At 65.8% G+C, this 20,890-nt stretch carries 21 protein-coding genes, 1 tRNA gene and 1 pseudogene; 13 read left to right on the top strand and 10 right to left on the bottom strand.

Going from position 1 to position 20,890, the window contains the following annotated elements:
• Position 1 precedes the first annotated feature (1 nt).
• The 4 genes from AS181_RS12135 to AS181_RS12120 all read right to left on the bottom strand — a co-directional run bounded on the left by AS181_RS12135 (position 2) and on the right by AS181_RS12120 (position 5,759).
• Positions 2 to 901, bottom strand: a complete 900-nt coding sequence (locus AS181_RS12135; protein WP_058251845.1) for an ABC transporter substrate-binding protein — start codon at positions 899 to 901, stop codon at positions 2 to 4.
• A 359-nt stretch (positions 902 to 1,260) separates the two neighbouring features.
• A complete protein-coding gene (locus AS181_RS12130) occupies positions 1,261 to 2,346 on the bottom strand; it encodes an isocitrate/isopropylmalate dehydrogenase family protein (protein WP_058251844.1) in 1,086 nt (361 codons plus the stop codon).
• A complete protein-coding gene (gene polA, locus AS181_RS12125) occupies positions 2,346 to 5,126 on the bottom strand; it encodes a DNA polymerase I (RefSeq protein WP_058251843.1) in 2,781 nt (926 codons plus the stop codon). The genes AS181_RS12130 and polA overlap by 1 nt, the downstream gene beginning before the upstream one ends.
• 60 nt (positions 5,127 to 5,186) lie before the next feature.
• Complete coding sequence (locus AS181_RS12120) at positions 5,187 to 5,759, bottom strand: hypothetical protein (protein ID WP_058251877.1); 573 nt, start codon at positions 5,757 to 5,759, stop codon at positions 5,187 to 5,189.
• 260 nt (positions 5,760 to 6,019) lie between these two features.
• Between AS181_RS12120 and AS181_RS12115 the strand changes: the two genes are divergently transcribed.
• From AS181_RS12115 to AS181_RS12100, 4 genes are read left to right on the top strand one after another with little or no spacing between them, the layout of a single operon-like run.
• A complete protein-coding gene (locus AS181_RS12115) occupies positions 6,020 to 7,273 on the top strand; it encodes a branched-chain amino acid ABC transporter permease (protein ID WP_058251876.1) in 1,254 nt (417 codons plus the stop codon).
• 3 nt (positions 7,274 to 7,276) lie between these two features.
• A complete protein-coding gene (locus AS181_RS12110; RefSeq protein ID WP_058251842.1) occupies positions 7,277 to 8,266 on the top strand; it encodes a branched-chain amino acid ABC transporter permease in 990 nt (329 codons plus the stop codon).
• Positions 8,259 to 9,314: an ABC transporter ATP-binding protein gene (locus tag AS181_RS12105; RefSeq protein ID WP_058251841.1), complete on the top strand. Its 1,056-nt coding sequence runs from the start codon at positions 8,259 to 8,261 to the stop codon at positions 9,312 to 9,314. Before AS181_RS12110 ends, AS181_RS12105 begins: the two co-directional genes overlap by 8 nt.
• The gene (locus tag AS181_RS12100; RefSeq protein WP_058251840.1) at positions 9,311 to 10,123 is read left to right on the top strand and encodes an ABC transporter ATP-binding protein; all 813 of its coding nucleotides are present in this window, start codon (positions 9,311 to 9,313) and stop codon (positions 10,121 to 10,123) included. The genes AS181_RS12105 and AS181_RS12100 overlap by 4 nt, the downstream gene beginning before the upstream one ends.
• A gap of 93 nt (positions 10,124 to 10,216) precedes the next feature.
• Here AS181_RS12100 and AS181_RS12095 read toward each other — a convergent pair whose 3' ends face one another.
• Positions 10,217 to 11,581 (bottom strand): ABC transporter substrate-binding protein, encoded by a 1,365-nt coding sequence (locus tag AS181_RS12095; protein WP_058251839.1) that lies wholly within the window; start codon positions 11,579 to 11,581, stop codon positions 10,217 to 10,219.
• Between the two features lie 194 nt (positions 11,582 to 11,775).
• Positions 11,776 to 12,399 carry an ANTAR domain-containing response regulator gene (locus AS181_RS12090; RefSeq protein ID WP_058251875.1) on the bottom strand — a complete coding sequence of 208 codons (624 nt, stop codon included), beginning with the start codon at positions 12,397 to 12,399 and terminating at the stop codon, positions 11,776 to 11,778.
• Between the two features lie 111 nt (positions 12,400 to 12,510).
• Here AS181_RS12090 and AS181_RS12085 point away from each other — a divergent pair.
• Positions 12,511 to 12,584 (top strand) — tRNA-Leu (locus AS181_RS12085).
• A 202-nt stretch (positions 12,585 to 12,786) separates the two neighbouring features.
• Here AS181_RS12085 and AS181_RS12080 read toward each other — a convergent pair.
• A complete protein-coding gene (locus tag AS181_RS12080; protein ID WP_175404319.1) occupies positions 12,787 to 13,296 on the bottom strand; it encodes a DNA glycosylase AlkZ-like family protein in 510 nt (169 codons plus the stop codon).
• A 9-nt stretch (positions 13,297 to 13,305) separates the two neighbouring features.
• Entirely contained in the window at positions 13,306 to 13,779 is a 474-nt protein-coding gene (locus AS181_RS12075; RefSeq protein ID WP_058251837.1) for a hypothetical protein, read from the bottom strand.
• Between the two features lie 329 nt (positions 13,780 to 14,108).
• Between AS181_RS12075 and AS181_RS12070 the strand changes: the two genes are divergently transcribed.
• From AS181_RS12070 to AS181_RS12045, 7 genes and pseudogenes are all read left to right on the top strand, one after another.
• A complete protein-coding gene (locus AS181_RS12070; RefSeq protein ID WP_139114208.1) occupies positions 14,109 to 14,543 on the top strand; it encodes a hypothetical protein in 435 nt (144 codons plus the stop codon).
• Between the two features lie 25 nt (positions 14,544 to 14,568).
• On the top strand, positions 14,569 to 14,697 hold the full coding sequence (locus tag AS181_RS25630) for a hypothetical protein (RefSeq protein WP_269434032.1): 129 nt from the start codon (positions 14,569 to 14,571) through the stop codon (positions 14,695 to 14,697).
• Between the two features lie 9 nt (positions 14,698 to 14,706).
• A complete protein-coding gene (locus tag AS181_RS12065) occupies positions 14,707 to 14,922 on the top strand; it encodes a hypothetical protein (RefSeq protein ID WP_058251835.1) in 216 nt (71 codons plus the stop codon).
• A gap of 58 nt (positions 14,923 to 14,980) precedes the next feature.
• Positions 14,981 to 15,976, top strand: a complete 996-nt coding sequence (locus AS181_RS12060; protein WP_091344348.1) for a dihydrolipoamide acetyltransferase family protein — start codon at positions 14,981 to 14,983, stop codon at positions 15,974 to 15,976.
• Between the two features lie 9 nt (positions 15,977 to 15,985).
• Positions 15,986 to 16,231, top strand: a complete 246-nt coding sequence (locus tag AS181_RS12055) for an acyl carrier protein (protein ID WP_058251833.1) — start codon at positions 15,986 to 15,988, stop codon at positions 16,229 to 16,231.
• Between the two features lie 28 nt (positions 16,232 to 16,259).
• Positions 16,260 to 18,245: pseudogene (locus AS181_RS12050) on the top strand (erythromycin esterase family protein); the annotation flags it as partial.
• A 43-nt stretch (positions 18,246 to 18,288) separates the two neighbouring features.
• Positions 18,289 to 18,840 carry a hypothetical protein gene (locus AS181_RS12045; RefSeq protein WP_058251832.1) on the top strand — a complete coding sequence of 184 codons (552 nt, stop codon included), beginning with the start codon at positions 18,289 to 18,291 and terminating at the stop codon, positions 18,838 to 18,840.
• A 40-nt stretch (positions 18,841 to 18,880) separates the two neighbouring features.
• Here AS181_RS12045 and AS181_RS12040 read toward each other — a convergent pair whose 3' ends face one another.
• Together AS181_RS12040 and AS181_RS12035 are read right to left on the bottom strand one after the other, a co-directional pair.
• Entirely contained in the window at positions 18,881 to 19,414 is a 534-nt protein-coding gene (locus AS181_RS12040; protein ID WP_231742374.1) for a flavodoxin domain-containing protein, read from the bottom strand.
• Complete coding sequence (locus tag AS181_RS12035; RefSeq protein ID WP_058251830.1) at positions 19,411 to 20,298, bottom strand: slipin family protein; 888 nt, start codon at positions 20,296 to 20,298, stop codon at positions 19,411 to 19,413. The genes AS181_RS12040 and AS181_RS12035 overlap by 4 nt, the downstream gene beginning before the upstream one ends.
• A gap of 164 nt (positions 20,299 to 20,462) precedes the next feature.
• On the opposite strand from AS181_RS12035, the gene AS181_RS12030 reads away from it, so the two are divergent.
• On the top strand, positions 20,463 to 20,885 hold the full coding sequence (locus AS181_RS12030; RefSeq protein WP_058251829.1) for an Hsp20/alpha crystallin family protein: 423 nt from the start codon (positions 20,463 to 20,465) through the stop codon (positions 20,883 to 20,885).
• Positions 20,886 to 20,890: the final 5 nt, after the last annotated feature.

Here is a 20,890-nt window from a genome sequence, read left to right as displayed (position 1 = left end):
GTCAGCTCACCGCGCCGTTGATGACGGAGACATCGATCATGCCCTCCTCGAGGCCCCAGTTGGCCGCGATCTCTTCGTACTGTCCGTTGTCCATCAGGTACTGCACGGCCCGCTGCAGTGCGGGCGCGAGCGGTGAACCCTTCCGCACCGGCCACCCGTACGGCGCGGAATCGAAGACCCCACCGGCGGGCTTCAGACGGTCGTCGGTGCGTTTGATCGCATAGGCCGTGACCGGTGAGTCGGCCGACATCGCGTCCACCCGGCCCAGGATCAGTGCGTTGACGGCCTCGTCCTGGCTGTCGAACCGGACCTTGTCGATCGCCGGTTTGCCCGCAGCGACGCACGCCGCGCTCTTGGCGGGAACCTCGTCGGTGTCCTCGTAGGTGGTTGTCTGCACCGCGACTCGGAGGCCGCAGGCGTTGTCGGGGTCGATCTCGTCGTCGTTGTCGCTCGCCTGCGCCCACTGCACGCCCGCGCTGTAGTAGGTCACGAAGTCGACCTGCTTCTCGCGCTCGATGGTGTCGGTGAACGACGACATCCCCAGCTGGTAGGTCCCGGCCTGCACCGAGGGGATGATGGTGTCGAACTGGGACTCCTTGTAATCGGGTACGAGTCCGAGCACCTTGCCGACGGCGTTCATCAGGTCGACGTCATAGCCGATGATCTTTCCCGACGCGTCCTTGAACTCATTCGGCTGGTACGGGATGTTGACCCCGACGATCAGGCGTCCGGTGCGCGCGATCTCCGGTGGGACCAGCGCCGCGATCTCCGGCACGGCCTCGACGTCGACGTCGATCGGGACGACCTGACCGGCGCGCTCCCGCGCTTCGTTGTCCACGCATCCGGTCACGACGACCAGGACGGCGAGCAGGACGCCGAGCCAACGAGCCACCCGCGTCACACCACTACCCTTCGTCCGGCCGATCGCACCAACTCACTGTAGTTCGCCCGCCGCACCCCGGCTCGCCACCCACCGTTCACGCGTGTAGCGAGCGCCTCACCACCTGCTCCCTGAGGAGCGGCCGGAGCTTGCGGAGGCTGCGTCACCACCTGCTCCCTGAGGAGCGGCCGGAGCTTGCGGAGGCTGCGTCACGAAGGGTCCTGGTGAGACGGGTTGCGGGACCCTTCGCGGCTCGTCGCTTGCGCTCCTCGCACCTCAGGGAGCAACGGGGGTCGTCGCTTGCGCTCCTCGCACCTCAGGGAGCAGTAATCGGCCTCCCTCCGAGCACAACGAGTTCTTTCGTAGTCCGCTCGCAGAGCTCACCGCTCGACGATCCGCCGGACCACCGCGTCGGCGAACTCGGCGGTGCTCGCCTCGCCGCCCAGGTCGCGGGTCGCGGTGTGCGCGAGCGTCTCGGCAACCGCCGAGTCGATCCGGGCACCGGCCGCGACGAGGGCCGCGTCGTCGGTCATCTGCCCGTACCTCTGAAAACCCATTGCCACAGAGGCGATCATCGCGACCGGGTTCGCGATGCCGCGCCCGGCGATGTCGGGTGCGGCACCGTGCGACGCCTGCGCCATCACGCGGGACTCCGAGCTGTTGACCGAACCGGCGATGCCCAGCGAACCGGCGAGCTCGCCGGCGAGGTCGGACAGGACGTCGCCGAAGAGGTTCTCGGTGACGAGGACGTCGAAGTCCGCGGGACGCCGAACCAGCAGGGCCGCCATGGCATCGACGTGTTGCTCGGACACCTCGATCTCGGGGAACCCGGCGGCGATGTCGCGACATGCATCCCGGAACAGGCCGGTGGTCATGCGCAGGACGTTCGCCTTGTGCACGATGGTCAACCGCGGCTGCCGGTCGGAACCCGCACGCTCGATCGCGGCGGCGCATGCGACTCGCGCGATTCGCTCCGACGCCGCGCGTGTGACGAGCCCGACCGCCAGTGCCACGTCGGGTGTCGGCATGAATTCGCCACTGCCGACCGCCATGTTGCGATCGGCGTAGAAGCCCTCGGAATTCTCCCGCACGATCAGGACATCCATGTCCGACCGGAGCGCCGGAACACCCGGAAATGCCTGGGCGGGACGGAGATTGGCGAACAGGTCGTACCGGGTTCGCAGGACCGCTCCCGGCGTGCGGTCCCCATGATCCGGCGGGTACGCCGCCGAGTCGTGGGGACCGACGATCCAGAAGCCGAGCTCGTCGAGGGCCGTCAGCGTCTCCGCGGGCACCGGATCTCCGTGCGACGTGATCGCAGACAGCCCGAAAGGTAAGTGCTGCCAACTGATCTCGATCGCCTCCGCACGAGCGGCTGCCTCGGCGATCGTCACCGCCGCCGGCACGATCTCGGGTCCGATCCCGTCCCCGACGAGGACTCCGAACTCTCTGTCCCGGTCACCCATCAGTGAGCTGCGTCGTCCCAGGAGCGGCCGAACCCGACCGACACCTCCAGCGGGACGGACAAGGTGATGGCATTGCCCATCTCTTCGCGCACAACGGCCTCGACGGCCTCCCGCTCACCCGAGGCGACCTCGATCACGAGTTCGTCGTGGACCTGGAGAAGTGTTCGCGACGTGAGCCCTTCAGCCGCGAGGCGCTTGTGGACGTTGATCATCGCGACCTTGATGATGTCGGCGGCGGTGCCCTGGATGGGAGCGTTGAGCGCCATCCGTTCCGCGGACTGCCGGCGCTGCCAGTTGTCGCTGTTCAGATCGGGCAGATACCGCCGGCGACCGAACAGTGTTGCGGTGTACTCGTTTCGGCGGGCCTCGGCGACCACGTCGTGCAGATAATCGCGCACCCCGCCGAACCGCGCGAAGTACGCCTCCATCTGCTCCTTGGCCTCGTCGCGGCTGATCTTGAGCTGGGCGGCGAGCCCGAATGCGCTGAGCCCGTAAGCGAGTCCGTACGACATGGCCTTCACCCGGTGGCGCATCTCGGTGGTGACCTCGTCGATCGGCACCCCGAAGGCCCGTGACCCGACGAAGTTGTGGAGGTCTTCCCCGGTGTTGAAGGCCTCGATGAGGCCGGCGTCCTCCGACAGGTGGGCCATGATCCGCATCTCGATCTGGCTGTAGTCGGCGGTCATGAGGCAGTCGTAGGGCACACCGGTCGCGGTGTCGGCGCCGACGATGAAGCCCCGCCTGATCTCGCGGCCCGCCTCGGTACGCACCGGGATGTTCTGCAGATTCGGTTCGGTGGACGAGAGGCGTCCCGTCGCGGCGATCGTCTGATTGAACGTCGTGTGAATACGTCCGTCGTCCGCGACCGACTTCAGCAGCCCGTCGACAGTGACCTTCAGCCGCGTCGCGTCGCGGTGCTCGAGGAGGTGTGCGAGAAAGGGATGCTCGGTCTTCTCGTACAACGACTGCAACGCGTCGGCGTCGGTGGTGTAGCCGGTCTTGGTCTTCTTCGTCTTCGGCATGTCCAGCTTGTCGAAGAGAATGGTCTGCAACTGCTTCGGCGAACCGAGGTTGATCTGTTCTCCGATGACCTCGTAGGCCGCCTCGGCCGCGGCGCGGATCCGGTCGGCGAACATCCGCTCGAGGGCACCGAAATGGTCGACGTCGACGGCGATGCCCGCGGCCTCGGCATCGGCGAGCACGAACGACAGCGGCAGTTCCATCTCGGTGAGCAGCGGTTTGGAGTCGATCCGGTCCAGTTCCGTGTCGAGCGTGTCGGCGAGTTCCTGGACCGCCCGCGCCTCGAGCATGTGCTGTTCGGCCACCCGCCCGTCCGAATCGTCGTCGAGCAACGACATCTGGCCGTCGCCCGGGCCGCCGTCGGCGCGCAGTTCACGACGCAGGTAGCGCAGCGCGAGGTCGTCGAGGTTGAACGTCCGTTGTCCCGGTCGGACCAGGTAGGCGGCGAGCGAGGTGTCGCTGGTGACACCGTCGAGTTTCCAGCCGCGTGAGCGCAGTGCGTGTACGGCCCACTTCGCCTCGTGAACCGCCTTCGGCGCGGTCGGGTCGGCGAACCAATCCCCCAGTGCCGCCTCGTCTTCGGGATTCAGCGCGGTCACGTCGACATACGCCGACGTCCCGTCGGCGGCCGCGATCGCCACCCCGGTCGGGTCCGCGCCGACCACGACATGCGGGGCGGTGACGGCGAGACCGACGCGACCGGTGCGCGCATGTTCGGTCAGCCATCCGGCGACCTCACCGGCACCCAGGACCGCACCGTCGAGATCGAAACCTGCTTCCGCCTCGGGTTCGACAGAACTCAACGTCGAGAAGAGACGGTCCCGCAACACCCGGAATTCCAGGTCGTCGAACAGCTGGTGGATACGGTCCCGGTCCCACCCCACCATGGCCAGGTCGTCGGGAGACGTCGGCAGCTGCATGTCCCGGACGAGCTCGGTGAGCTGCCGGTTGGTCTGCACCGACGCCAGATGCGCGCGTAACGCGTCGCCGACCTTGCCCTTGACCTCGTCGACGTGATCGACGAGGGCCGCGAGCGACCCGTACTCGCGGATCCACTTCGAGGCGGTCTTCTCCCCGACCCCGGGGATACCCGGCAGGTTGTCGCTGGGGTCACCGCGCAGCGCGGCGTAGTCGGGGTACTGGGTGGGGGTGAGACCGTACTTCTTCTCGACCTCCTCGGGCGTGAACCGCGTGAGGTCCGAGACACCCTTGCGCGGATAGAGCACCGTGGTGGAGGCGTCGACGAGCTGCAGCGAGTCGCGGTCACCGGTGACGATCAGGACCTTGTATCCGTCCTCACGCGCCCGGGTCGCCAGGGTCGCGATGATGTCGTCGGCCTCGTAACCCTCGATGGCCAACACCGAGACACCCAGCGCGTCCAGGACCTCTTTGGTGAGATCGACCTGGCCGTTGAACTCGTCCGGGGACTTGGACCGCTGCGCCTTGTACTCCGGATACATCTCTGACCGGAACGTCTTGCGTGAGACGTCGAAGGCCGCGGCGATGTGCGTGGGCTCCTCATCGCGCAGCAGGTTGATCAGCATCGAGGTGAAGCCGTAGACGGCGTTGGTCGTCTGCCCCGAATGGGTTTTGAAGTTCTCCGCCGGGAGCGCGAAGAACGCCCGGTACGCCAGGGAGTGCCCGTCGAGCAGCATCAACACCGGCTGCTTGGTCTTGCCCTTGGCGCCGGGTGCCGCCTTGCCCGTCGATCCGGTGGCCTTGGCTGGGGTCGTTGCCGGGGAACTCTGCGCTGGACTCACAATCGCCGAGTCTAGTGACCGCCCCCGACACAGCCTGCCGGACTCCTCACACTCGGCCTCTCACGGGAGGGGCCGGTACATGGACCACACCTTGGGGCCGTCGAGCGGCAGTTCGAACTCCTCGGTCACGCTGAACCCGAAACGCTCGTAGAGCGGCACGTTGCGGACGTTCGAGCACTCGAGGTAGGCGGGTCCGTCGATCTGCTCGAGTCGATGCCCCAGGAGAGACGTGCCCACCCCGACCCCGTGCACCGGCGCCCCGATCTGACCGAGGTACCAGTGCGGCTCCTTGGGACGTCGTTTGCCGAACTCCTCCTCGAGCTTCATCCCGCGGCTCATCCGCGAGCCCATCGCCCGGAAGAAGCCGACCATCGACACCATCTGCGACAGGGCCGAGACCTTGTGGCCCGGGGGATCCCAGGCGGCGGCACCGACCGGTTGCCCGTCACGCATCGCGAGATCGAGCGTCGAATTCGGGCCGTGGCTGTACTTGAGCAGGGTGCGGAACATGATGAGATGCCGCGCCGTGTCGGGCTGCATCCAGACCGTCACCGGGTCGTCGGCGAAGGCCTGTGCCAGCAACGAAGCGGCGAGTTCGACGTCTGTGGTGGTGGACACGCTGACCGGGACCATCGGACCAGCGTACGACCCGGATCGGGTCTCCGACAGCACATCGCGACTTCCCGACTGGGCAGCGTCGAGGAGAAGTTACCTCCGGGAAACGTCGTTGTCGCCACGTGGTGACGACGCTGGCGCTAATGTCCCGCAGGGTGACATCGCAACGCGCCGGCACCGCGCCGCAGACGCCGCCACGATGCGCTCTCGACGACCGTCCCGATCGCGAGAGCCATCCGTCTGGCCACCTTCCACCGATGCGCCGGTCGGCGATCGCGATGCTGGTGTTTCTCGCCGCGTCGATGCTGTTCGGGCTGTTCGGCGCCTCCCCGGCCGCGGCCGCGCCCGGCGACTCGGTCCGCGTCTTCGGCGTGCTGCGCAACGGTACGGACAAGGTCGCCGGCGTCGAACTCGAGGCCAAGGACGCATCCGGAACCGTTGTCGGCACCGCGACCTCGTCGGCCACGGGTGCGTGGTCCATCAACGTGCCACCCGGCCAGTACACGATCGTCATCAACACCGACTCACTCCCCGACGGCGTCGAGGTCCAGAAGGCGGAGCTGCCCGTCGACGTCAGCGGTGGCACCGCGCGACCGGTCATCTTCTCCTTCGGCGATGTCCGCACCGGCACCGAGGTGTCGGCAGTCTCCGAACTGACACGGCTGGCCATCGACGGCATACGCTTCGGCCTGATCATCGCGATCACCGGCGTCGGTCTCAGCCTCATCTTCGGCACGACCGGACTGACGAACTTCGCGCACGGCGAGTTGGTGACACTCGGCGCGGTGATCGCATGGGTGATCAACGTCAAGCTCGGCGTCCAGCTGATCCCGGCGACGATCCTGGCGGTGATCGTCGGTATCGGTATCGGCATCCTCAACGAGCTCGGTCTGTGGAGACCGTTGCGAAGACGACGAACCGGGCTGATCGCCATGCTCGTCGTGTCGATCGGCCTGTCGCTGGTGCTTCGCTACCTGATCCTGATCTTCTTCTCCGATCGCGCCGAACCGTTCGACGACTATCAGGCGCAGACCCAGATCGGCTCGGGCCCCTTCGCGATCACACCGGTCAACCTGGCCTGCATCATCATCAGCATCGTGGTCCTGCTCGGCGTCGCACTGCTGTTGCAGCGCACCAGGATCGGCAAGGCCATGCGAGCGGTCGCCGACAACAAGGATCTCGCCGAGTCGTCGGGTATCGACGTCGACCGGGTCATCTTGTTCGTGTGGGCCCTGGCGGGCGGTCTGGCCACACTCGGCGGCGTGATGTTCGCGCTCTCCGAGCTCGGCGGCCGGGTGCAGTGGGAGATGGGCTTCAAACTGCTCCTGCTGATGTTCGCCGGCATCACACTCGGCGGTCTCGGCACGGCCTACGGCGCACTGCTCGGGTGTGTCATCGTCGGTCTGCTGGTCCAGTTGTCGACCTACATCCTCAGTCCGGACCTGAAATACATCGGCGGGCTGCTGATCCTGATCATCATCCTGACCATCCGGCCCCAGGGCATTCTCGGATCTCGAGCGAGGATCGGCTGACCCATGGACATCATCTCAGCGCTCCAGATAGCGATCGCCCAGCTGATCGGCCCGTCGGCGATCTTCTACGCCCTGCTGGCCATCGGCCTGAACCTGCACTTCGGCTACGCCGGCCTGCTCAACTTCGGCCAGATCGCCTTCGCACTGCTCGGCGGATACGGCGTCGGGATCATGGCGGTGAACTACGACCAGCCGTTGTGGCTCGGCGCCATCATCGGCATCGCCGCGGCCGGGATGCTGGCCGTGGTGCTCGGCCTCCCGACCCTGCGTCTGCGCGCGGACTACCTGGCAATCGTCACCATCGCCGCATCGGAGATCCTGCGTCTGGTCTTCCGTTCGACGTCGACCGACGATTTCACCCGCTCCACCAACGGCATCTACGGATACGCGGGCAGCTTCTTCTCCATCAGCCCGTTCGACAACGGCAAGCAGTACTCGTTCCTCGGGGTCAAGTTCCTCGGCGGCGACCTGTGGTCGATGGTGGTCGGCTGGATCGTCGTCGGCCTGCTGTGTGTGATGGTGTACCTGCTCGTCCGCAGTCCGTGGGGCCGCGTCCTCAAGGCGGTACGCGAGGACGAGGACGCCGCCCGCTCGCTGGGTAAGAACGCGTACTTCTACAAGATGCAGGCCCTGGTACTCGGCGGTTGCATCGGCGGCCTCGCGGGTGTCTTCAATGCCTTTGCAACGCAGTCGATCAATCCCGACTTCTATTCGACCGCACAGACCTTCTTCGCCTACGGCGCGCTGATCCTCGGCGGGGCGGCGACGGTGTTCGGCCCGGTGCTCGGTGCCATGCTGTTCTGGTTCCTCCTCGCCGTGCCCGACGCACTGCTGCGGCAGGCCACGTCCGGCGACGACCCGCTGTTGAATCTGTCCGCGCAGCAGGTCGGCGCATTCCGCTACGTTCTGCTCGGTCTGGCGATCATCCTGATGATGGTGTTCAGACCGCAGGGCCTGCTCGGGAACAAGAGGGAGGTGCAGCTCGATGCCTGACGACTCCGCCTACACGGGTACTGCGGCCATCCGGGCGACGCGCCGGGACCTCACCGCGTTGTCGGCCGCGGAGCGTGCCCAGCTGTTCGCCGGCGTTGCCGCCGAGTCGGGTTCGCCCAAACCCGATCCGATCATCGTGGTGGACAACATCTCCCGCACTTTCGGCGGCATCAAGGCGGTGCAGGTCGATCATCTCGAGGTGCAGCGCGGCGCCATCACCGGCCTCATCGGCCCCAACGGCGCGGGCAAGACCACCTTCTTCAACCTGATCACCGGCTTCGACAAGCCCGACTCCGGCACGTGGTCGCTCAACGGCGACTCCCTGGGCCGGATGGTTCCGCATCAGGTGGCCCGCCGCGGCATGGTGCGCACCTTCCAGCTCACGAAGGCTCTCGCGAAACTGACTGTGCTGGACAATGTCCGGCTCGGCGCAACCGGGCAGCGGGGCGAGCATTTCCTCGCCGCACTCGCGCCCTGGGTGTGGCGCAGACAGGAGGCCGAGGTCACCGAACGCGCACACGAGTTGCTCCGGCGCTTCAAGCTCGACGCCAAGGCCGACGATTTCGCCGGCTCCCTGTCGGGCGGGCAACGCAAGCTGCTGGAGATGGCGCGCGCGCTGATGACCGACCCCGAGATCGTGATGCTCGACGAGCCCATGGCCGGTGTCAACCCGGCCCTCACCCAGAGTCTGCTCGAACACATCAAGTCGTTGCGGGACGAAGGGGTCACGGTCGTCTTCGTCGAACACGACATGGACGTCATCCGCGACATCAGCGACTGGGTCGTCGTGATGGCCCAGGGTCAGATCATCGCCGAGTCGCTCCCGGATCGGTTGGGCGACAACGACGCCGTCGTCGACGCGTACCTCGGCGGGCACCACGACCAGGCCCTCGAGTTCGACGACCAGGGTCGGCCGGTGGGCGCCACCGCCGTACTCGCCGAGAAGGTCGAGGCGGCCATCGAGGCGACGCTGGAGGACGGCGGGGATCTCTCGGAGGTCACCGAACTGCCCCCCACGACCCCGGACACGAAGAAGGACGGACGATGAGCACCGACCCCGGTCCCGGACAGCTGACGCCCGCGCAACTCGCGGCCACCGCCGAGGAGCACCGCAAGCTGGCCGGCAACGCCCTGATGCGGGCCGACGACATCACCGCCGGCTACCTGCCCGGCATCAACATCCTCGAGGAATGCAACTTCTACCTCGGTGACGGGGAGATCGTCGGGATCATCGGCCCCAACGGTGCCGGGAAGTCGACGCTGTTGAAGACCCTGTTCGGACTGATCCCGGTGCGCAAGGGTTCGGTGACCCTCCGTGGCGACGACATCACCTCGGCCAAGGCCCATGTTCTCGTCGACAAGGGTGTCGGTTACGTCCCGCAGACACAGAATGTGTTCCCCGCGTTGACGATCGAGGAGAATCTCGAGATGGGCGTCTATCTGCGGCCCAAGACCTTCGCCAAGCGGTTCGACTTCGTGTCCGAACTCTTCCCGCTGCTCTCGGAACGGCGAAAGATCAAGGCAGGTGCGCTGTCCGGCGGCGAACGGCAGATGGTCGCGATGGGCCGTGCGCTGATGATGGACCCGGCGGTACTGCTACTCGACGAGCCGTCGGCCGGTCTGTCCCCGATGTTCCAGGACGAGGTGTTCATCCGCTGCAAGGCGATCAACGCCACCGGCGTCTCGATCATCATGGTCGAGCAGAACGCCCGGCGGTGCCTGCAGATCTGCGACCGCGGGTATGTCCTCGACCAGGGCCGCAACGCCTACACCGACACCGGCCGCAACCTGGCCACCGACCCCAAGATCATCGAGCTCTACCTCGGCACGCTCGCGGGCAGCTCCGAGAAGAACTGAGGTCATAGGCCCGTCCCGACGGCACTTCCCCCCGCCGACCGCACCGACGACGAGACCCCCGGCCGAAGCCGGGGGTCTCGTCGTGTGCGGGTCTTACTGCGCCGCGACCGAGACGTACTTGCGCGTCGGGGTGAGCAGCTTGTTGGCGTCGTCGAACTCCAACACACCGTACGAGCCGACACTCGGCTCACCGGCTGCGTTGAACGCCAGGTTGCCGGTCTTGCCGACGTAGGCGATCGTCTTGCCACCGTTCAGCAGGTCCAGGCAGGCCTGGTAGGAGTCGCAGTTCTCCTCGCCGTTGGTCACCCCGATGATGTTTGCCGCGATCGCGCGGCCGTCGGTCGACTTGGCCGCGGTGGCCGCGAGAGCACTCAGCACCGTGGCGTCGTAACTCTCACCCGAGTAGTTGAAGTCGATGAGATCGCCGTCGACCTCCTTCAGGGCCGCCTGGAAGTCACCGCTGGTCTGGGTGAGCGGCGTGGTGCCCTTCATACCTGCGAGCAGGCCCGGACCGACAGCCTCACCGAGGGCGTTGCCCATGTTGCCGTCGACACCGTAGACGAGCTTGCCGTCGCTCGGGCCGATGCCCACCTCGTGCATACGGGTGATGATCTTGGCGCTCTCCTCGAAACCGATGACCGCGATGCCGTCCGGGTTGAAGTTCTTCACCTGATCGACCTCGGCGTTGAACGACTGGGCGTTCGGGTCGTAGATGATCTTCTGGATCTGGTCGGCCGGGACACCCGCGGCCTCGAGATCGCGAACGGTGTTGTCGGCCAGTCCGGTTCCGTACGGGTCGTTGAGCGCGAGGATCGACACGCGCTGCACGCCGTCCTCGGCCATCGTCTGCGAGAGCGCCTGCGCCTGGAGGGTATCCGCCGGTGCGGTGCGGAAGTACTGCCCCTTGTCCTCGTAGCAGGTGAATTCGTCGGAGGTGTTGGCGGGCGAGAACATGACCGCACCCGCGTTGGCGACCTTGTCGATCACCTTCAACGACACCGAGGACGACGCGGCACCGATGATCACCTGCGTTCCGGCGCTGAGTTCGCGGTCGACGGTGGCGTTGGCCGTGTCTGTCGTGGTGTCTCCGGAGTCACCGGTGACCAGCTCGACGGGTTGATCGAGAACCCCGCCGGCGGCATTGATGTCCTTGATCGCGAGCTCCACGCCCGCCTCCATGGGCGGTCCGAGGAAGGCCAGGGAACCGGTCGCCGGAAGCAGGGTGCCGACCTTGAGTGCGGCCGTGCTCGCCGGGCCGGGGACAGCCTTGGGCGGGTTGCACGCCAGCTTCTGCGCGAGGCCGAGGCCCGGAGGTGCGGGGGTCGACTCGACGGCGGCACTCGACGACGCCTCGGAACCGCCGTCGGAACCCGAATCTGAACTGCTACAGCCCGCGATCACCAGCGTCGCCGCCGCGGTCACGACCACTGCCCCGCTCCTCAAAAAGCGTACGGACATCGATGCTCTCCTTGCGTCTGGCCTCTGCGTTCGGCGGTCGGCCGGTGCGTTCGGCGTTTGTCACGAAGGCGGCGCATCGCCGAAGGGCGAACCGCGCCTCGCAGGAGAAAAGCTAGCGCGATCTTGTTGCGGCTGCGTAAAGACAGTGAAACTGGTTTGCGCGCAGAGGCATTGCGTCGTCCAGGGGTTCTGGATCAGTCGCTGCCGAGCGTCTCGACGACAACCTGCGCAACGGCTTTCATGGTGGTCCGGCGGTCCATGGCCGCGCGCTGTATCCATTTGAAGGCCTCTGGTTCGGACAGAGCCTGCTTCTCCATCAGCAGGCCCTTGGCCCGCTCCACGAGCTTGCGGGTCTCCAGCCGCTCGTTCATGGTCGCGACCTCGCGCTCGAGCTGTTTGAGCTCCTGGTAGCGACTCACCGCCACCTCGATGGCCGGCACCAGATCGGCCTTCGTGAACGGCTTGACGAGATAGGCCATGGCGCCGGCGTCGCGCGCCTTGTCGATGAAGTCGCGCTGGCTGAACGCGGTCAGCATGACGACCGGGGCGAGTCGCTTCTCGGCGATCTCGGTCGCGGCATCGATACCGTCGCGCACCGGCATCTTGATGTCCATGATGACGAGGTCGGGCGACAGCGACTCGGTCAGTTCCACCGCGACCTGCCCGTTCGGCGCTTCCCCGACGACCTCGTACCCCTCTTCGCGGAGCATCTCGATCAGGTCCATCCGGATCAAGGAATCGTCCTCGGCCACCAGCACGCGGTGTGTTGTCGTGGTCTCACCGGCTGCGGTCGTCGCACTGTCGGTCACCGTCACCATCCCCTCCTCCACGTCGCTGACGCCACGTCTGTGTGCACGCAGAGTACCGGTTGGCAGGCCGCTCGGCCGATCATCTAGAGTTGGTTCCCGGCGCGGGCAACCCGCGCACTGGCCCCCGTAGCCCAATTGGCAGAGGCAACGGATTCAAAACCCGTCCAGTGTCAGTTCGAGTCTGACCGGGGGCACGTAGCTCACATGTTCAAAGGTGGTTTCCGGGTTCTCGTCCTTGCCATGCACAGATGACGCATGGCAGACGCATGACACCCGATCTCCCCGCCTCAGTCTTTTGCCTCTCCGACCGACAGGTAATCACCCTTCCCTGTTTCGCTTCGTCTCCGTCGGTGTAAACGCCGACTGGAAAACACCCGTATGGACCCGATTCCCGATTCAAACCCGGCGCGATTCATGTCGTCTAACGCCATGCTCATAGATTGTCCTCTCACTGATGAGCACTGGACTTACACAGACCATCTGACACCCCCGCCCTAGGACGTCGCAGATTTCGACACCACACAGCTCGACGGCGTCGGTAATTGTCATGCCGAGCTCATCGAGCAACTGTTGGGCGCCGCTGACGAAGTGGCGCAGTGCGTCGTCGCTGGCGGGTAGCACACCAGTGGTGAACACCGTCACGTCCCGGGTGGGGATGAAGTACGGTGCGCCTCGCATCGCCCAGGTTTGCAGCAGTATTCGGTCCTCCACAGCCGCTGCGACCATGTTTGCCGTCACGCCGTGCACCCTCGCGTGCAGCGACAGAAGCGCAGATCCTGGTGGGCTGTTCTGGATGCCGCATCGTGCACTGCCCGCGACAATACCATTGTCTCCCAGACGATTTGCCAACCCGTGCGCGGACAACCGATACGCGATCACCTGCTCCGCCGAGACACTGTCAGCCACGCCGCACACTCACCGATCGGACGCACTCGTAGGTTCTGTTGTCGAGCGATCGACGAGTGCGTGACGAACGAAGCGGACGACTGTCACCACCAGGGCGAGCACGGTGCCCGCGATGGCCACGATGAGCACCGTGCGCGTGAGCGTCGTCCACGGCACGGTGGACTCATCGGCGAAGTCGAACGGGAAGACCTGCCAGAGACGGATCAGGGCCACGAGGGTGATCGCATCGGAGACCACTTCGCCGATGGCTTTCAGCGGCGGCGGGTCGGCGATGAGGTACACCGCGTTGACGACGATTCCCGCTACCAGTGCCGCAATAAGCCAGCCGAGCACATCGCCTGTTTCCTCGGTGAGGAACGGGACCGTATCCCAGCCCGGCCATCGCACCAGCAACCCGAGGAGGGCGCCGTCGACGACCAGAGTGGCCAGATAGCCGAACCGGCGGCGGCCGGATGCCGGTGAGACTGTCGAACTGAGAGCCATGTGGGCCTCCTTCTGTGCTGGAGCGTCGCACGGAGATGACGTCGAGCCTGCTTGTCGTCGGCGAAGAGCCGGTGTGACTCGGTCCGGAACCGTGACAGAGTGCGACGAGGATTGGCGCGCGCACGTCACCAAGTCCAGTTGAACCCATGCGCAGTTGAGACGCCCGAGTCCAAAGTCCCTAACCACGACCCTCGAGGGTCGCACCGTGTGCCCCGGACGGCGGCACGGTCACGACTTCAGACATAGGTGACCTTCGCCCCTCCTCGCCGTGTCTGTCGACATCGATGATGGACATTGGAGCAGACCACGCACCACGAACGGACATGCCGATGGCCACGACCTCTTCGATGGATCGTCGCATCGGCTGGAAACGATCGCTCGCTGTCTTTTTCACCGCACTCACCGCGCTGCTGGCCTACGCGGGGGCGGTGGGACTGGCCGGGGGTGGCACCGACTTCGGGCCGACGGTCAATGCGCGCCTTCCCTGGCACAGTCCGGTGCTGGCCGGGATCGGGTTGGCGCTACTGGTCGGACTCCCGATGACGGTCGCAGCCTGGCTTTTACATAACAATCAACGCTCCGACACGGCGATGATCTCGATCTTTGCCGGAGGATGGTTGATCGGATGGATCGGCGTGCAACTCGCCGTGATCCGCACGCTCAATCCGTTGCAGGCCGCCTGCGTCGGCGTCGGAGCCGTCCTGATCGGACTCGGCATGTCCGTGCGTCACGAGCTCGGCTCCCGCACCCGCCCACGACCGTGATCTCGCAACTAGGAGGGACGATTCGATGAAGGACACTGTCGGTACTGCCTTCGGTACGTCGTTGACGATCCTGCATTACCTCCCGGTTCCAGGACCCGTCGTCACCGACGTCCTTGCGGGCAGTGTGCCGATGCGGGTCGCGTCCCGTTGTTGAGGACGCGTCTTGGCGGCACCGAATGATGACGCGAGTCGACGAGCAGACGATCCGCATCGCGAGACGGCGTCGATCGACATCGAGGACGCCGGTGGCGCCTCGGCCCCGGCCAGTCTGGCGGTGACCCTCTCGATGCCGATGGGCGGCACGCTCATGCGATTCCTCGCCCGGGTCAGGGACGCCGAAGGCGAAGCGACCGGAGAGGTACTGCGCAGCGCCACCTAGGCGAGACCATCCCGGTCGGCACGGTGATGGCAACCTTCTATGAACCGGGTGAGGCGGCATGCGACGCGGCGCAACCCCGTCCCGGCGAAGCGACGTCGCCGGAGGCGGCCATCCATGCCCAACCAGAGCCCGCCCAGCCAGAGCCCGCCCCGGAGATGGCTCGGGCATCTCCGTCGACCGGGCCGCGCCCCGGGCTCCGGCGGCGTCCACGAAGCCGGTAGGCCCCTACACCGGCCCGGGCGTGCGGAGCCGAGTGCGCATCTCCCCCGCAGCCGCCCGTCGCGCGCGAGAACTCGCCGTCGATCCCGGTCGTGTCCGGGGAACCGGACCTGATGGCGCGATCACTCTCGACGACGTCGAGCATTGTCGCCCGGATGAGCCCGACAGACGCGCGAGTGACATGCGCCGGACGATCGCGGCCGCGATGAGTCGTTCCAAACGAGAGATCCCGCACTACTACCTCGCCGAGACGATCCCGATGGAAGCGGCGACGAGATGGTTGTCCGAACGCAAAGCCCGACGTCCCGTGGAGGAACGGATCCTCTCCGCGGTTCTCTTCCTCAAGGCGGTGGCACTGGCCGCGCAGAGGTACCCGGAGATGAACGGATTCTGGCGCGACGACGATTTCACACCGCAAGCACGCGTTCACGTGGGTGTGGCGATCGCCTTGCGGCGAGGCGGATTGATCGCCCCTGCCATTCACGACGTGACGGACAAATCACTCGACGCCCTGCAGGCCGACCTGATCGATCTGGTGGCCCGTGCCCGTAGCGGCCGACTTCGCAGCTCGGAATTCACGGACTCGACGATAACCGTGACCAATCTCGGCGACAACGGCGTCGAGACCGTGTTCGGCGCGATCTATCCGCCGCAGGTCGCGCTGGTCGGCACCGGAACGATGACCTATCGACCCTGGGTGATCGACGGCGAGATGCGCCCTGTGCCGCTCGTCAACACGTCACTGTCGGCCGACCATCGAGCCAGCGACGGGCGCCAGGGCGCACGATTTCTCTGCGCCGTCCGAGAACTGCTGCAACAACCAAACGAGCTTTGAGGAGCACTCATGGACGACGAGACGATCACCACGGCGGTCGTGGACGCTCTGCTCGCGGTAGCACCAGAACTGTCCAGGGAGAGCATCTCGGTCGATGAGCCGATACGCGAAATCGCCGAACTGGACTCGGTCGACTGGCTGAGCTTCTTGACGGGCATCAAGAAGCGGCTCGAGATCGAAGTGCCCGAGAACGACTATGCCACTTTGCAAACCGTCACCGACGTCGTTCGGTACGTGAAGGGAATCCCGCGATGAACTCGCCGATGACGATACCCCAGTTGTTCGCGACCGTCGCGAGGCCGGACGGGTCCTCGCCGAACTCTTGTCCGGATTCCACGATCACGACGACGTCGTCGTCCTCGCATTGGCGCGTGGCGGGGTTCCGGTCGCGTTCGAGGTGGCATCGGCTCTGCGACTACCGTTGGATGTGTTCGTGGTTCGCAAGCTCGGACTGCCAGGCCACGAGGAGTTCGCCTTCGGCGCAATCGCTTCCGGCGGGCGCATCGTCCTCAACGACGACGTGGTGAGGGCAGGTCGAGTCACTCACGAACAGTTGCGACGGGTGATCGAACGGGAGACCCGCACCCTCGAAGATCGAGAGAGCCGGTACCGGGGTGTTCGCGCGCCGGTGGAGATCGCCGGCACGACGGTCATCCTCGTCGACGACGGGCTCGCGACCGGGGCCAGTATGCGGGCGGCGGTCAGTGCCCTCCGGGAACGAGAGCCTTCTGCGGTGGTCATCGCGGTTCCGGTCGCCCCCGAATCGACCTGTCGTGAGCTCGCCGAGTCGGTTGACGAAGTCGTGTGCGCATCCATGCCGACCCCGTTCGCGGCGGTAGGCCAGTCGTACCGGGCCTTCCCTCAGGTCACCGACGACGAGGTCCGAACTCTGCTGTCCACATCCACCACCTCGCCGCCGACGCAACTTCCGGATGAACAGACTCTTGCGGTCGTCGTCACTCGATCGGCAGTCGAGTGCACCGACGGCGTCCCGCCGGATGCCGTACTCGACGACTTCGTGGGGGACGCCCGATTCGTGCTGATAGGTGAGAGCTCCCACGGCACCGAAGAGTTCTACGAGTCCCGCGCCCGCATCACTCAGTGACTCATCGAGAACAAGGGCTTCAAGGCCGTGGCTGCGGAGGCGGACTGGCCGGACGCCCACCGGGTGAACCGATGGCTTCACGGCGAGGGATCGGATGGCTCTGCCGACGAGGCACTTTTAGGGTTTGATCGGTTCCCGGCCTGGATGTGGCGAAACACCGTCGTGCGAGATTTCCTCGACTGGCTGCACCGATACAACGCCGGCCGGCCCGAGGGTGACGAACGCGTCGGCTTCTACGGGCTCGACCTCTACAGTCTGCACCGCTCCATGCAGGACGTGACCGCATACCTGGACACTGTCGATCGCGAGGCAGCACGGCGCGCTCGGGCTCGGTACGCATGTTTCGACCACTCCACGGCCGCAGATGGGCAGGCCTACGGTTACGCCGCCGCGTTCGGCGCGGGCCAATCGTGCGAGCGCCAGGTCGTCACCCAGCTGGTCGACATGTACGCCGCGACCTTGGATCGAATTCGCAGCGACGGCACGGCGGCTCAGGACGAACTGTTCTGCGCTCGACGAAACGCCTTCGCGGTGCGAGGTGCAGAGTCGTACTACCGCAACATGTTCCGCAGTCGGGTCACGTCATGGAACATCCGTGACCGCCACATGGCAGAGACTCTGGAAGCACTCGCCGAGCACCTGACGACGAGATCGGCGGTTCCAGCGAAGATCGTGGTATGGGCACACAACTCGCACGTGGGGGACGCGCGGGCTACCGAAGTCGGGGCCGATGGCCAGCTGACTCTGGGACAACTGGTTCGCGAGAAGTACGGACAACGCTGCCGGATCCTGGGATTCTCGACTTACCAGGGAACCGTCACGGCCGCCGATGAATGGGGAGGAACTCCACGACGCATGACGACCCTCCCCGCCCTCCCCGGAAGCATCGAAGAAGTCTTCCATCGGGCGCCCATGCGATCGTTCTTCCTGTCGTCGCAGTCGGCCGGAGCAGCCGAGGCGGTCGACTCGATTCGCCTGGCTCGCGCGATCGGCGTGGTCTATCTGCCCGACACGGAACGCCAGAGCCACTACTTTCACGTGCGCGTCCCCGAACAATTCGACGCGTACATCCATCTTGATCAGACGCGGGCGCTACGACCACTCGAACCGCTGGGCTCCTGGGACGACAGCCAGCACCCGGAGACATATCCGACCGGCCTGTGACCGACAGAGGCCAGAGATCTCCGCTCGGAAAGGACCGTGACACATGCCCGTACCAGAACCCGTGCCCTGGCCGCGCGCATTGATCATGCTCGCGCAGTGCGCCCTCGATGTGGCGCGCTCGCTGTGGCAACGACGCCTGCACCAACCGCTCGGTGACCTCGGCCGGGTCATCAGCTTTGCCGACGGAACCGAGGCCGTGGTGTACCGCGAAACCGTCCGCGACGACGACCCGATTACCGAGCCGGTGAACCTCATCGTCGGCTTCCGGCTACGGGCGGTGGGCGGCAACAGTCTGGCACACAGATTCTTTCGCGTGGAAAGTGTATGCAACACCGTCCTGTTCGCAGGGTTCGACGGATTCGTTTCGAAACTGTGGATGACCGCCGACGGAAACAACGTCTATCGCGGTGTGTACGAGTGGGACGGATACGACAGCTCGGTCGACTATGTCAACGTCCTGTGGTGGCCACTCATGGCGGTCAGTGAACGGGATTCGATCCGCTACCACGTCATCGACGACAGCACCCGAGGCAGCCTCTTGTCGGGTGTGCACACCGAAGCGGGCGGGCGCGAGTGGTGGCGGCCGACGGTATGACAAGGTCCGGTCTTCTGAGAGGTCGCAAGCGCACACTCACTCAGTGGCCGTCATCTGACTGGGCAGACCTTCGGTCGGCGAGGATTTGTTCGGTCCATCGGTCGATGTCGTCCCAGTCCCGGGCATCGCCGTATCGGCCACCCATGAGGCGGAAGACAACTCGTCCCAGACCGGGCCAGTCACCCGGGGATATGGCGCCGGCGAAGGCGCGGTGGCCACGCAACGCGCCCGTGTGCTCCATGGCCGCAACCGCACGTGGAACCGGTGTCCGAGGACGCAACCACCGTGCGACCAGAGGTGACAGGAATGTCGATGTCGCACCGATGGACGAGACCGAGAACGCCCACACCGGCGCGGGCGCGGCCTCGGCCAGCGAATCGGCGAGATGCTCGGCGGCGGGCAGCCATTGGCCATTGTGAATCGCGCTGCCGACGACCAGGCGCTCTGCCCGGTCAGGCGTATGGTCACCGCGAAGCGGCCAGAGCTCCACCGAGTCCCCGCCGGCGCGCAAACCTCCGGCAATTCGTTGCGCCACACCCTCGGTGGCACCGTGGGCACTGTCGAACGCGATCACAGTGTGCACGGTGCTGACTCCGACCCACGGGTGCGTGCAGCGGGGACAGCCGCGCGGTCCACCGCGCCAGTCACGTCCGCACCGTCTCCGCCGATGCTCGGGTGTGAATGCGCGCGCATCTCACGGGATAGAAACGCGTCGAGATCGGCGAGCGAGGACATCAACGGTGCCGGAAACACCACTGTCGTGTTCTTCTCGACCCCGATCTCGATCAGGGTCTGCAGGCTGCGAAGCTGTAATGCGATCGGGTGGTCGGCCATGGTCTTCGCTGCGGTGGAGAGTTGATGCGCAGCGACGGCTTCGCCTTCCGCTGCGATGATCTTCGCGCGCTTCTCGCGCTCTGCCTCCGCCTCGCGTGCCATCGCGCGTTGCATCCCCCCGGGTAGCTGGATGTCCTTGAGCTCGACCAGACGGACCTCGACGCCCCATTCCTGCACGGTCATCTCGAGGATTCGCCGGATGTCGTCATTGATGGTGTCGGTATGCGCCAGTGCATCGTCGAGCGAATGTCGGCCGACCACCTTGCGCAGGGTGGTCTGGGCGATCTGGTTGATCGCCGCATGGACGTCCTCGACCTCCACCACCGCCTTCACCGGGTCGACCACTCGGTAGTAGGCCACCGCCGAGATGTCCACACTCACGTTGTCGCGGGTGATGATTCCCTGCGATTGGATCGGCATGGTGACGACACGCATCGACACCCTGATCATTCGGTCGGCGAGGGGGATGATCACACGTAGACCCGGATCACGGGTGCCCGCCAGTTTGCCGAAGCGCAGCACGACTCCGCGTTGATACTCCGACACGATCCGGACCGCGGTGATCGCGACGATCACGATCACCACTGTCACGCAGGCGATCACGACCCACGAGGTTGTCGTCATGGTCCCGCTCCCCTCTCGGAGGTTCGACCACCAGTAGAAGCGATGACGAGAGGCGTCGATAGGGCCGACCGGCTTGGAACCGGGTGGCTTTCGACCCTCCTCACAGCGTCGGCGAGGCGGTGCGATTGTCGTGTCAGATTCGTCTCGCCAACCGGAGGGCCACCATGTCCACACCCACCACTCATCATGCGTCATACTCGTTTCTGCCGGACATCGCAGAGCTGTTCTCCACGTTCCCCGCTGTCGGAATGCTCCGTCCCAACGGGCATCTGATCCGGGTGGAGGAAGAATCGTCCGCCGAGCAGTACGTTGTCCGTGCTGAGCTACCCGGAGTCGATCCGGACAAGGACGTCACGGTGACCATCCTCGATGGGGTCCTCACGATCGCCGCGCAACGCACCGAGCGGTCCTCCCACAACGGTCACTCCGAATTCGCCTACGGTGAGTTCTCCCGGGCCGTGTCGTTGCCCAAGGGATATGTGGAAGACGGCGTGAAAGCGACGTACTCCGAGGGCATCCTGACCGTCACCGTGCCGCTGAGTGCGCCGACCAGCCCCGGCACGCAGGTGCAGATCGAGACCGCTTGACGCCG

The organism is Gordonia sp. SGD-V-85, from assembly GCF_001456905.1.
In the GTDB taxonomy this organism is placed as follows: Bacteria; Actinomycetota; Actinomycetes; order Mycobacteriales; family Mycobacteriaceae; genus Gordonia; species Gordonia hongkongensis.
This window is presented reverse-complemented; position numbering and strand designations above follow the sequence as displayed.